The 12,754-nt window shown below is 51.4% G+C and carries 12 protein-coding genes and 2 pseudogenes; 9 read left to right on the top strand and 5 right to left on the bottom strand.

Going from position 1 to position 12,754, the window contains the following annotated elements; translation table 11 throughout:
* Window positions 1-52 precede the first annotated feature (52 nt).
* The 6 genes and pseudogenes from cutA (at window position 53) to accC (ending at window position 5,419) form a co-directional block, all read left to right on the top strand.
* Window positions 53-373, top strand: coding sequence for a divalent-cation tolerance protein CutA (cutA, locus tag IT774_RS15850; protein ID WP_195810631.1), 321 nt, complete (start codon window positions 53-55; stop codon window positions 371-373).
* Window positions 374-391: 18 nt separating this feature from the next.
* Window positions 392-2,201, top strand: a pseudogene (locus IT774_RS15855) (protein-disulfide reductase DsbD).
* Between the two features lie 3 nt (window positions 2,202-2,204).
* Window positions 2,205-2,963 carry a M23 family metallopeptidase gene (locus IT774_RS15860; protein ID WP_195810632.1) on the top strand — a complete coding sequence of 253 codons (759 nt, stop codon included), beginning with the start codon at window positions 2,205-2,207 and terminating at the stop codon, window positions 2,961-2,963.
* Window positions 2,964-3,142: 179 nt separating this feature from the next.
* Window positions 3,143-3,607, top strand: a complete 465-nt coding sequence (gene aroQ, locus IT774_RS15865; protein ID WP_195810633.1) for a type II 3-dehydroquinate dehydratase — start codon at window positions 3,143-3,145, stop codon at window positions 3,605-3,607.
* Window positions 3,607-4,062, top strand: coding sequence for an acetyl-CoA carboxylase biotin carboxyl carrier protein (gene accB / locus IT774_RS15870; protein WP_195810634.1), 456 nt, complete (start codon window positions 3,607-3,609; stop codon window positions 4,060-4,062). Before aroQ ends, accB begins: the two co-directional genes overlap by 1 nt.
* 14 nt (window positions 4,063-4,076) lie before the next feature.
* A pseudogene (gene accC / locus IT774_RS15875) lies at window positions 4,077-5,419 on the top strand (acetyl-CoA carboxylase biotin carboxylase subunit).
* Between the two features lie 469 nt (window positions 5,420-5,888).
* On the opposite strand, the gene IT774_RS15880 reads toward accC, so the two are convergent.
* The 3 genes from IT774_RS15880 to IT774_RS15890 all read right to left on the bottom strand — a co-directional run bounded on the left by IT774_RS15880 (window position 5,889) and on the right by IT774_RS15890 (window position 8,777).
* The gene (locus IT774_RS15880; protein ID WP_195810635.1) at window positions 5,889-6,179 is read right to left on the bottom strand and encodes a TIGR03643 family protein; all 291 of its coding nucleotides are present in this window, start codon (window positions 6,177-6,179) and stop codon (window positions 5,889-5,891) included.
* Window positions 6,180-6,206: 27 nt separating this feature from the next.
* On the bottom strand, window positions 6,207-8,345 hold the full coding sequence (locus tag IT774_RS15885; RefSeq protein WP_195810636.1) for an exonuclease domain-containing protein: 2,139 nt from the start codon (window positions 8,343-8,345) through the stop codon (window positions 6,207-6,209).
* A gap of 138 nt (window positions 8,346-8,483) precedes the next feature.
* On the bottom strand, window positions 8,484-8,777 hold the full coding sequence (locus tag IT774_RS15890; protein ID WP_195810637.1) for a hypothetical protein: 294 nt from the start codon (window positions 8,775-8,777) through the stop codon (window positions 8,484-8,486).
* A 101-nt stretch (window positions 8,778-8,878) separates the two neighbouring features.
* Here IT774_RS15890 and IT774_RS15895 point away from each other — a divergent pair, with 101 nt between their 5' ends.
* The 3 genes from IT774_RS15895 (at window position 8,879) to IT774_RS15905 (ending at window position 10,169) form a co-directional block, all read left to right on the top strand.
* On the top strand, window positions 8,879-9,070 hold the full coding sequence (locus IT774_RS15895) for a CPXCG motif-containing cysteine-rich protein (protein ID WP_195810638.1): 192 nt from the start codon (window positions 8,879-8,881) through the stop codon (window positions 9,068-9,070).
* 31 nt (window positions 9,071-9,101) lie between these two features.
* Window positions 9,102-9,686: a flavin reductase family protein gene (locus IT774_RS15900; RefSeq protein WP_332308896.1), complete on the top strand. Its 585-nt coding sequence runs from the start codon at window positions 9,102-9,104 to the stop codon at window positions 9,684-9,686.
* A 189-nt stretch (window positions 9,687-9,875) separates the two neighbouring features.
* Entirely contained in the window at window positions 9,876-10,169 is a 294-nt protein-coding gene (locus IT774_RS15905; RefSeq protein WP_195810640.1) for a high-potential iron-sulfur protein, read from the top strand.
* Between the two features lie 102 nt (window positions 10,170-10,271).
* On the opposite strand, the gene IT774_RS15910 is transcribed toward IT774_RS15905, so the two are convergent.
* Window positions 10,272-11,933 (bottom strand): amidase, encoded by a 1,662-nt coding sequence (locus tag IT774_RS15910; protein ID WP_195810641.1) that lies wholly within the window; start codon window positions 11,931-11,933, stop codon window positions 10,272-10,274.
* 79 nt (window positions 11,934-12,012) lie between these two features.
* On the bottom strand, window positions 12,013-12,714 hold the full coding sequence (locus tag IT774_RS15915; RefSeq protein WP_232365023.1) for a substrate-binding periplasmic protein: 702 nt from the start codon (window positions 12,712-12,714) through the stop codon (window positions 12,013-12,015).
* Window positions 12,715-12,754 lie beyond the last annotated feature (40 nt).

Consider the following 12,754-nt stretch of genomic DNA (forward strand, 5'->3'; position numbering starts at 1 on the left):
CACAGCGATAAATTGAAAGAATAAGACCTTGCACCAGGTCTAAGGAGATAACATGTCACTAAGCCTTATACTTACTACTACACCAGATGAAGATAGTGCGGCTCAAATTGCCCGGGCTCTGATCGATAAGCGGCAGGCCGCGTGTGTCAAAATTATCCCAAAGGTCATGTCGGTTTACCGCTGGCAGGATACGGTAGAATCTGACACCGAATCGCAAATGCTGATCAAAACCGCCCGTGAACATGTGGCCAGCGCGTACAAGACCGTCTGCGCCCTGCATCCTTATGAGGTTCCCGAATGGATGGTGATAGAGCCGGTATCGGCCAGTGACAATTATAAAAAGTGGATTTTGGAAGAAACGCTTACACCTTAGAGCAGGAGAAAAAGTGAAATGCAGGTAGTCGTTCGCCCTATTATTACCGTGCTGATGCTGTGGGGGATATGGGTACAACTTGCCGCCGCGCAGGTCTCAACACCAGAGTTTAATAATGATTTCGGGCAGGAGCCGTTTGCCCAGGAGTCCGAGTTTTTACCGGTTGAACAAGCTTTTGTATTTGATTATCAGCAGCATGGCGACACCCTCACCCTGACATTTGATATTGCCGACGGCTACTATTTGTATAAAAAGCAATTTGAAGTGGCCGCCAGGCAGGCAGTGACCGGCACGCTGCAACTGCCTGACGGAGAGCCAAAAGAAGATGAATTTTTTGGTCTGGCTGAGGTTTATTACGATAGCGTTTCCCTGACGCTGCCGGTCGAAACCGCCCCCAGGATGCGGTTATAAAATTGCGGTATCAGGGATGCGCTGATGCCGGCTTGTGTTACCCGCCCAAAATTAAAAAACTGTATCTGGAAGCGGTAGGAAGCAGCGCGACAGCTTCGGCGGCAACCCTCAGCGCAGCAGAGTCTGCAGCCGCAACTCAGAGTCCTGACAACCAGTTTGCCCTGGCCGACACCTTGTTATCAGAACAAAGCCTGTGGCTAACGCTGTTGTTGTTTTTAGCCCTGGGTATTGGTCTGGCTTTCACCCCGTGTGTGTTTCCCATGTACCCCATCCTGTCGGGTATTGTGCTGGGACAGGGTCAGCGCAGCAGCGTATCGCGGGCATTCTGGTTAAGTCTTATTTATGTCCAGGGCATGGCCCTGACTTATTCCCTGCTGGGGCTGGTGGTGGCCTCGGCAGGCATGCAATTTCAGGCAGCACTGCAGCATCCGACCATTCTGATTACCTTTATTGGCCTGTTTGTGCTGCTGGCCCTGGCGATGTTTGGCGCGTATGAATTACAGCTGCCTTCTGCCTGGCAGAACCGCTTAAGTCAGTTGAGCAATAGGCAACAAGCCGGTTCCGTGGCCGGGGTATTCGTGATGGGTGCGTTATCAGGGCTTATCGCCTCCCCCTGTACCACCGCCCCACTCACCGGAATTTTATTGTTTATTGCCCAAAGCGGCGATTTGTTTACCGGCTTTATTTCATTGTATGTATTGAGTCTGGGGATGGGCATCCCACTGATTTTATTTGGGATGACCGGGGGCAAACTGTTACCTAAAGCCGGGCCGTGGATGAACGTGATTAAGGTGACCTTCGGATTTATGATGCTCAGTGTGGCCATTGTGTTTGTTGAGCGCTTGTATACACATCCTTTCACCAACTTGTTATGGGCCGGCCTGGGCTTAAGTGTTTTTGGCTACTTCAGTGTGCTCAATCAAAACACCGCTGCCAGCTTTGCCAAAGGCGTGCGTACCGTGGCGATTTTTGCCGGCCTGTTTGTCAGCGCCATGTTGGCCTACCAGACGCTGGCCCCCACGTCTGCGACCAGTTCCTCTCAGGCACAGCACCCACCTTTTGTGCAGGTAAATAATCTGCAGCAGCTGCAAGTCGAGTTACGTAAAGCCAGCGCCCAGAACAAAACGGTGATGCTGGACTTGTACGCCGACTGGTGTGTGGCCTGTAAAGAGTTTGAGAAGTACACCTTCACCGACCCGCAGGTTATTCAGGTCTTATCTGATACGGTCTGGATACAAATTGATTTGACCGATAATACGGCGTCTGACCAGGCCTTTCAGGAACACTTCGAGGTCCTGGGCCTGCCCACGATTTTATTTTTTAATGCCAAGGGTGAGGAGATCCCCGGGCCCGGGTCACCGGCTTTTTACACGCCGCACCGTTTGCTGACCATGTGCGTCAGCATCTGGTGCGTTAAGTCATGCGGTGCGGCTGGTGGCTGGCGGTACTGCTGCTAAACAGTCAGCCAGCGCTGGCCAGAACCGGCTGTTTTGACAACTGGTTTTGCTTTAAGGTGGATGCGCGCGGTGCGCTTCACCTGCAAGCAAAGCGACCTGATCCGGTAGTGGTAACCTTACACAGTGACGAGCTAAAGGCTTCGCCGGTAACCGTGCAGCTTGAGGGGACCCGTTCCCATTACCTGGGCCGGCTCAGCCATGCGCAGCGGTTCTGGTCCTCCATGCGAACCACCTGGACCGGCGGCCGTTTAGATGCCAGCCACAATGATAATGTTAGCTACCAGATACCGTTGCAACCGGCCAAAAAATACCCGCTGGTGCAGGGGGTGAATGGTCGTTATTCGCATCAGGGGGCCTCCCGGTATGCCTATGATTTTGCGGCGCCGGTGGGCACGTTGGTGTATGCCGCCCGTGCCGGTACGGTGCTTAATCTTAAACAAGATTTTACCCGTGGCGGGCCCGATCCCAGCCTGGCTCGCTACGCCAATTATATCAGCATTCTGCATGCCGATGGCACCACGGGTGAGTACTACCACCTAAAACCCGACGGCGTGGTGGTAGCCATTGGCCAGTCTGTCAGCGCCCGCCAACATATTGGTTTTACAGGCAATACCGGTTTTTCGTCGGTGCCCCATTTACACTTTGCGGTATATCGCGCCCTGCCCGACGGCGGCTATGAATCCGTCCCCATTCGCTTTACCGAAGCCCCTCTCACAAACTGAAACTTGTGTCGATATGATGTGATTAGACCAGTATTTTGCTGCTAAATAAACTCGAATAGCTATAATCACGGGTTAGATTACTCATACTGAATAAAACTGACGTTTTTTCGTGCAACCCGAAGCAAAATTTGCTTAGATTGATCTCAAACCGTCAGATGTCAGCAAGATAGCAGCACATAATGGATATTTTATTACTCAACGGTCCTAACCTGAACATGTTAGGCAAACGGGAACCCGAGACCTACGGTCATCAGACGCTGGACGATATTGTCAGTGATTTAACGACGCTGGCCGATGCAACCGGGGTACGTTTGCAGCATTTTCAGTCTAATGCTGAACACGCACTGATCGATCGTATTCATCAGGCGCTGGGCACCATCGATGCCATCATTATTAATCCGGGGGCCTTTACCCATACCAGCATCGCCCTGCGGGATGCCTTGCTGAGTGTGAATATTCCGTTTATCGAAGTGCATCTGTCAAACATTCATGCACGCGAGCCTTTTCGGCATCACTCCTATCTGAGCGATGTGGCCGCGGGTGTTATTTTGGGGTTAGGCGCTACCGGCTATGAGCTGGCCCTGACCGCAGCTACAAAGTTAATTTCGTCCAATCCTTTGACCCAACAAGCAGAGACAGAATAATGGATATCAGAAAAATCAAAAAACTCATCGAACTGGTAGAAGAATCCGGCGTTGCTGAGCTGGAAATTACAGAAGGTGAAGAATCAGTACGCATTCACCGTGGCCCCAGCGCCAATGCGGCACCGATGAACTATCATATCCCGGCCCAGGCGGCCCCTGCTCCGGCGGCCCCTGCAGCACCAGCAGCACCGGCAGAACCACCCGAAGCACAGGGACCTACGGGTCACCAGGTCAAGTCGCCCATGGTTGGCACCTTTTATCGTGCCTCTTCGCCTACCGCCAAGTCTTTTGTTGAAGTGGGCCAGTCGGTTAATGTGGGTGACACCCTGTGCATCGTTGAAGCCATGAAAATGATGAACCAGATTGAATCTGACAAAGCCGGCGTGGTAAAAGCCATCTTAGTGGAAAACCAGGAACCGGTTGAGTTCGACCAACCGCTATTCATCATCGAATAATCAGGCTGAGGCTTATGCTAGATAAAGTACTTATCGCAAACCGGGGCGAAATCGCCCTGCGTATATTGCGTGCTTGTAAAGAGCTGGGAATTAAAACGGTAGCGGTGCATTCTACCGCCGATAAAAATCTTAAACATGTTCTGTTGGCAGATGAGTCTATTTGTATCGGCAAGGCATCGGCCACGGAAAGCTACCTGAATATTCCACGGATTATTGCCGCGGCTGAGGTTACCAACTCCATTGCCATTCATCCAGGGTATGGCTTTTTGGCAGAAAATGCTGAGTTTGCCGAAGCGGTAGAGCAAAGCGGCTTTATTTTTGTGGGTCCTAAACCTGAGACCATCAGCCTGATGGGCGATAAGGTGTCTGCCATCAACTCGATGAAAAAAGCCGGTGTGCCATGCGTACCAGGCTCAGACGGCCCCTGACCGACGATGCAGAAAAAAATAAAAGCATCGCCAAACGTATTGGCTATCCCATCATTGTAAAAGCCGCCGGTGGCGGTGGTGGTCGTGGTATGCGCGTGGTTCGCAGCGAAGCAGAGCTGGTATCGGCCATTGAGGCCACCCAGGGCGAAGCGGGCGCAGCGTTTGGTAATTCCACCGTGTATATGGAAAAGTTCCTGGAAAATCCACGCCATGTGGAAATTCAGGTGCTGGCTGATGGTCAGGGTAATGCGATTCATCTTGGTGAACGGGACTGCTCAATGCAGCGCCGCCATCAAAAGGTGGTGGAAGAAGCGCCGGCGCCGGGCATCTCAGAACAGATGCGTAACAAAATTGGTGATCGCTGTCGCCGGGCCTGTGTTGAAATTGGCTATCGCGGTGCCGGTACCTTTGAGTTCTTGTACGAAAACGGCGAGTTTTATTTCATTGAAATGAACACCCGGATTCAGGTAGAGCACCCGGTATCTGAAATGATTACCGGCGTGGATCTGATTAAAGAACAGTTGCGCATTGCCGGTGGGCAGCCGTTGTCTATCGACCAGTCGCAAATCCAGATTCGTGGTCATGCTATCGAATGCCGGATTAATGCTGAAGATCCCCAAACCTTTATCCCTAGCCCCGGCGTTATCAATATGTTCCATTCTCCGGGTGGCCTGGGGGTTCGCTGGGACTCGCACATTTATGCCGGGTACTCGGTACCACCCTATTATGACTCGATGATTGGCAAACTCATCACTTATGGCGAAAGCCGGGATGAAGCGATTGCCCGGATGCGGCATGCGTTAGATGAGCTGGTTATTGATGGCATTAAAACCAATGTGCCGTTGCAGCGCATGATTATGGCAGATGAGAACTTTTCTGCCGGTGGCACCAATATCCACTATCTTGAAAAGAAACTCGGCATGAGCTAGTTGCTGAACCCACCAAAAAAGCGTCCCTTCGGACGCTTTTTTTATGCCGGTGGCTCCTCTTAAATAGCTGAGCCGGAATTGATTGTTCAGGCTTTTATCACGTTCACATCGCCACGGCACCACGCCTAATCACGACTATTAGTATCCCCGTCAGCTACATCAGAAAAGCTGATTGAATTCATCGCTTTTTGTTTGTTTGCCGGGCCCGCCTTTGCCGCTATGCTGGAACCCAAGTCAAATCACTTCTCCCTTCGATGCGACCTTGTTGTACCCGTTTTTGGGTAATGTATGAACCCTGTTGCCGGTAATATTATTACCGGCAGTTTTATGCGCGACTTTTACCTCACCGACTTTTTTCCAACCCATAAAAAAGACCCACCAATGGTGGGCCAATAGCAAGAACGCGTACACACTTTCACAGTGCACACTTTTTACGCAGAGGCTTCAACGCCGGTTCAGCAGCGCAAAGTTACGTTTGTTTAATCAAATTAGCGTTTATTCGCCCCTGCGGTTTGTATTGCGACGGACAATAGCCCCGCTCAATGCCCGCGGGGCGTAATTTAAGATGCTTGGTGTGACGTCCGCTGACCCGTGCTCGCCAATTATTAAATGCGCGTCGTTTAAGCTGGCGGCGCATCAGTCCCACCACCTGCTTTTCGGGCAGACCGTACAAATGTTCAATTGCTTCAAACGGTGTACGATCTTCCCAGGCCATCTCAATTACCCGCGACACGGCTGCTTGCGACAACTCAGTTTGCATATTTTCTCCAGCACCATCCAAGAACGGTTAATTTACCGCGACTGACGAGGTTTTTTCGTGAATAATCGTTAACAATTGAGCAGCGGCGCGGGCATCAGACAAGGCCCGGTGATGCTGTTCCATTGCAATGCCGAAGTGGTCAGTAAGCGCTGCCAGCGAATAAGACCGCAAGCCCGGACAGGCGCGGCGCATCTGTACCACAGTACACAATTTGGGCCGACGGAAAGACTGCTCTAAACGCGCAAATTCCTGACGGATAAAACCATAATCAAAATTGACATTATGGGCCACAAATACACAGTCTTCGGTGAACTCGGCAATCTCCTGAGCGCGCTCACCAAACAACGGGGCATCGGCCACCATCTCGTTGCTGATGCCGGTTAACCGGGTAATGTTGGAGGGGATATGCCGCCGCGGGTTAAATAACGACTGCCAGGTATCAATGATTTCGCCCGCGACCATCTTAACCATCCCGACCTCGGTGATGCGATGATAGCCATTATTGCCGCCGGTGGTTTCTATATCCACCACCACATACGGCTGCATAGGGTCGTGAAACCATTCCACCTGGGTGATTTGTACTGTAAAACCCGCTTCCTGCAAGCGTTTGATGGCAATCAGCTGGTTGCGCCTCAGCACATCCCCCGGGGCTTTGATTTCTTCAAAGCGCAGAGTCTCACCGTCATACACCATGATGTCAGGAAAGCCATCTTTGAGGCTGGCAAAATCTTTACACATCATCAGTAGCATGTCCTTAATACTCTCCAGCGGCGCATGCTCAAGCAGCACCTGCACGGTATCAAGCTGATTTCGCCGCCACATAAACACACTGTTCACCTTGCCATAATGGGCGCTGGCCATTTTAGTCAGATGCAGTATCCAGGCTTGCGGCGACTCAAAACGGGCCAGTATGGCATCTATCTGCGGCCCAAAGGTTTGATAGAATGTATTGAATTTTAATGCTTGCGGACGCCGGTCAAATTCGGTGACCAGGGTGTCCATTTCAAATAACACCGGCCAGAAGGTAAGTCCGAACAGGGTTCGCCAGGTCCGGTTCTCGGTACGCCACGCCAATTGGTCGTGACGTTTGTACCAGGCCACCACCCCTTGCTCAACGCTTTGGTTTTGACTGATGTCCAACTGCAGCGTGGTACTGGCATTACGCAGCATATCCGTGACTTCACTGGTGCGTTTTTTATGGTATTTGCGCGCATAAAAATCTTCAGCAAAGGCCAGCAGTGAATCTGAGGGCGGGTTATCGATAATCTGTTCCAGCCCGGTTTTTACCGCTTCTTTATCGCCGTCCTTGTAGCACTCCCGCAGCCACTTTTCTTTGGATTCATCGCCCGGCGCCTGCGCCAGTACACTGAGCCCGGCCGCCCGATCGGTTTCCAGCAGCCGCACTCCCAGTTTGTGTAAATAGCGCTGGGCATAATCCAGGGCGACCGGATCGTAGAGTTCGGGGATTGAGGCGGAAGCCGCATTTAATCGTTGGGCCTGGGTGGTATAGGGCAGTTTTTCCAGTGCCACCGCGTACTCAAACCCAAGGCGTGCCTGCTCAATATCGCTGAAACGAGCCTGGACCACAGTGGCGTCAGTACGCGTACGCATGATGCCTAAATCACGCATAGAAAACTGATTAAGCCGCCCTTTGGAGTGGCCAAAATATAAAAATAACAGGTACCGAAGCGCAGGCTCGAAAGTTTTCAGTAAATAATTAGTTTGCGGCAGGTTTTGTGGCCAGCCATAATCTTCAATCTGCGCAAACAGCAAGTTCACCAACTCAGTCTTTTTGAGGGTTGTGTACTTTTGTGTAATGGGATATTCAGCCAGATACGCCAGTAAATCGTTTTTGGTGACGGTACCGGCAAAATCCTGCAGATCCACCCCGGTAACCGGGCCAAACCACCCCTGCGCAATCAGGGTATCAAGCTGCTGCTGAGGCTCGGGAATTTCAGGATAATCAAAATGACTGCGGTTGATAATGGCATACTTGCGGTTGGCCGCCCGCGCCACGATGCATTGCTGGGGCATCGCCAGGGCCCGAAAGTCATCAATGAACCGCTGCGTTTCCTGATCCAGCAGAGCCTGGCTTTGCGCATCAAAAAAACTTAAGAATTCGTGAAAGTGATCAAGATAATATCGTTCAGGAAGCTCTTTTCGCATCAATACCTACCCATAACTACATAGCGCATAGTGTATACTTATACAGTTAAATCGCAATCCCTTAGCTTATCATTTCTCTGTGCTAATGCGCGCCGTATGCCACGTGATTGCTGAGGTATAACCCATGTTGAGGTTGCCTTAAAGACGAATTGCCTGTTTCCCAACCCACGAAAAGTATTTATTAAGCTTTTCATCCTGCTGAAGTTTTTCTATTGTCCGGTACTGCTTAGCCAGTTCCATTTCGGTATAAAACCGATGAATACCATTATGACATTGCCGGCAAATCGCAATACCTTCGTTTAATTGCTCCCGATTAAAATGTTTACGAAAAAACGATCGCCGATGCATCTTTTTAGGGATCAGATGATGAAAGGTCAGTCGTGTGTAACGATGACACAACGGACAAATGCCAGCCGCCAGTTTTTTACTCATGTCCTCACCTGCTCAATGTTTGATGCTTTTTGTACCAATCCAACCCCATGGTCGGTTCGTAACCATCGATGTAAACTTTTTTAATCCAGCAAAGGTGAATTATGAGTCTGGCGACCCCGGCAACCTTCAGTTGTCCGTATTGCATGGAACCTAACGAAGTCGAAATTGATGAAATAAACGATACCGGGCATACCCAGGTGCTGGATTGTCAGGTGTGCTGTCAGCCCATAGAGATGACGGTATCGGGTCGCGGTGAAGACATGCGGGTGGATGTTCAGTGCGAAAATGACTGACCATTGTATAAGCGGCGCTGACATAGAAGCTATGGAGGACCGCTATCGGGCTAATTTTGTAAATTGCCTGTCCGGATTTAAGGCGGCCTGTCTGGTAGGTACCTGCCATGCGCGTGAAAATCAGGAAAATCTGGCCCTCGTGAGTTCAGTCGTGCATGTGGGCGCCAACCCGCCGCTGCTGGGTATGGTTATGCGCCCCCACACCGTGGTGCGCGATACGCTGCGCAATATTAAAGCCAATGGCGTGTATACGCTTAATCAGGTGCAATGTGACTGGGTGGAACAGGCGCATCAGACTTCTGCCCGTTACCCGTCTCAGGTGAGTGAATTTTCAGAAACCGGGTTAACTCCCTGGTATGCCAACACCATTGAGGCGCCGTTTGTGGCTCAAAGTCCGTTAAAACTGGCGATGAAGCTAGAAAGCATTATCCCCATTGAGGTGAACCACACCGAATTTGTAGTGGGCCGAATTGAACAGGTCTGGTTGGATAAAACCCGGCTTGATACCCAAGGGCGAATAGATTTAAGCGAGCTGGATGTGGCGTGTATCAGTGGGCTGGATACATATCATCAGCCACGACGTATCGCGCGTTTTGCCTATGCCAAACCGCAATAGCGCCCGCGCGGCCCGGGTTGCTGCCGGCTGCCTACCTAAAAACGCTGCACAAGCCGCTATTTGGGGGTAAACTATAAGTATTAGCCAGCCTTAATCGCTGATAATAAACCTGCCACAGAAGGCAGGTTTTTGTGTTTTAAGGCCGATAGAAAAGAAAATCATTATCGTTTACCAAAACGGGAGCAAGCTATGAGTTCTGTTAATCGTCGCGACTTTTTGCGTATGACTGGTACTACCCTTATCGGCATGACCCTGGGTGGCGTGGCCTTACGAGCCAATGCTCAGGAGGTATTAAGTGCCGATGATCCGACTGCCAAAGCATTAAACTATACGGCCAACTCCACAAAACCTGATGCCAAATGTGGCAACTGCATGTACATTCAGGGCAGCGATGGTAAACAGCAGCGACCCTGTGCTATTTTCCCGGGTAAGCTGGTGGATGTAGAAGGCTGGTGCAGTGCCTGGGTTAAACGTCCCGGTTAAGCGGACAGCGGCCCACTTTGCTAATGCTGCTGTAAGCGAGTTCGGGTTGGCGCGCGCCAGGTAAGCTGGCGCCTGCCTACATCTCGCTGTTGCTTGCCAGGGCTATGGCTGGACGGGTTTAAGCAGTTGTTGGTGCTGTTCCAGCTCGGCATCGCTGTGTAAAAATTGTGGCGCTGGTATGGGTGCATGCCCTTTTTCAAACGCCAGGCCTGCCGCCAGTACCTGATTATCCTGCCATTTGGCGCCAATAAAACTCAGCCCCACTGGCATCCCATTAACCAGCCCCGCCGGCACACTTACATGGGGGTACCCCGCGATAGCCGCCATATAACCTATACCAATAAAGCCACCGGGCGCGTGATCGCCGTACAGGGTATCAATTAAAAACGCCGGGGCATTGGACGGTGCCACCAGCAAATCGACCTGATGCTGTTCCAGTAATTTATCTATACCATTTTCAGTGGTGGCGGTTATTACCATATTACTGGCTTGCTGATAACGTGTACCTTGGGCGCCTTCGGTGGCCTGGGCCTGCTCAAAAATATCCTGGTTAAACAGCCCCAGTTCACGGCTCGACTGTTCATTGTAAGCAATAAGGCCGCTCAACGTAGTGGCAGGTAATGGGTTGGGAACCTCGGCCAGATACTCATTGATGCCGGTTTTAAACTCTGCCAGCAGCACATGATAGGCATTTTCCCAAAAGGCCTCGGGCATCTGGTGCGCAGTGATCTCAACCAGCTTCGCCCCTTGTTGTTCCAGCGTTGTTAACGCCTGATTGTATTGTTGCAGAACCCGTTCATCATCACCCTGAGCAAACCGCACCACGCCGACTTTGACGCCCTTCAGGCCATTGCTCAACTGTTCGGGGGCCTTGAGTACCACCCGCTCGTTAGTAACGGTGGCGGTATCCCGGGGATCTTCCCCGGCCATGGCTTTGGCCATCAAAATAGCATCGGTTACCGATTTCACCATGGGGCCGGCTGTATCCTGACTGTGGGAAATAGGCACCACATAGCGCCGGGAGATCAGCCCCACCGTGGGCTTGTAACCTACAATGCCATTAAATGAGGCCGGGCAGATAATTGAGCCATTGGTTTCGGTGCCTACCGCCAGGGCCGCAAAGTCGGCAGCCATCGCCGCGCCTGAACCAGAGGAGGAACCACAGGCGCTTCGTGACAGGTTGTAAGGATTGCGAGTCAGGCCGCCAATCGCGCTCCAGCCGCTTACCGAGGCTTCTGAGCGAAAATTGGCCCATTCAGATAAGTTGGTTTTGCCTAAAATAATCGCGCCGGCCTGCCGTAGATTATGCACCAATGGCGCATCGCGACGAGTATCATTGTTGGCCAGCGCCATTGACCCTGCGGTGGTAGGTAGCTGTTGCGTTTCAATATTATCTTTTAATAACACCGGTAAGCCGAACAAGGCACCTGGCTGCCCCTGCCCCCGGGCCAGCTCCGCATCTTTGGCCTGCGCCTGGGTAATGGCTTCCGGATTAATAGCAATCACACTCTGGGTACGTGCATCCAGGCGCCTGATGCGCTCAATATAGGCCTGCGTCAACGCTTCCACACTGATTTTTTTGTCCATTATGGCCTGGCGCTGCATATAGGCCGGAGCATCCAGCAAACGCTCAACCTGACTCTGTGGAGCCGACGCCACGGCCTTGGTATCAGATGCAGCAGTGGAAGAAGATGACGACAAAGTATTGCTGCAGGCCTGTAACAACAGTACAACCGCAACAGGAAAAAGTTGAAGACGGTGCATCCGGGCATCCTTGGTAATAAAACAAGAAGCACCAGTACAGCACGAAGCTGATTAAAATCCCAGCAGATGCGATAAGATGTCAGGATTCACCGGTAGGTGGATTGCTGTATGAAAGCCGGTATTTTTTAATCAGCTTGTCATAACTGCCATCCTGCTTCATCCGTTGCAGCTGAGTATTAAACTGCTGACGAAGCTCCGTATTTAAAATGGCGGCCCGGTATTCATTGCGCTCAAACAGGTCATGCATAATGACTTCTTTTTGAAAACGTGGCGGTAACTGACTGCGCAGCCAGTTGAAGATATTGCGATCCATCACCGCCACATCAACACTTCCCAGCAACAACATTTTCACCTGGCGCTGCTGCGCGGCGATCTCAATATAGCCTTTGTGACCGGCTACTGCTTGTTGATACGCCGGGCCCAACACATCCTGAGCGGTCTGGAACGCTAACACCGTATATGGGAACAAATCATCTGGTTGCTCTATCGTCAAATCCCTGGAGGCCAACGATATTGCCGAATTCTGATAAGCCACATAGACATCGCTTAACAGCGCGTTTGGCACCAGGTGATCAGCACTTAAGGTAAGTACAATATCGGCAACACCATTTTCCAGCTGCCGGGCGCTGCGCCCAAAAGGGACAAACACCGGGGTCATCGTATGTCCCAGCCGGGTCAGTATCGTGTTGACCAGGTCCAGCTCAAAACCGCTAAGGGTTTCAGTAATAACATAAGGTGGCTTGTCCCACCCCGCGACTACCGTCAACTCTTTTGCACTCACAGTAAAACTGGCAGTGAACCACACGCAGAACAATAAGCGA

The organism is Salinimonas marina (assembly GCF_015644725.1).
GTDB lineage: Bacteria > Pseudomonadota > Gammaproteobacteria > Enterobacterales > Alteromonadaceae > Alteromonas.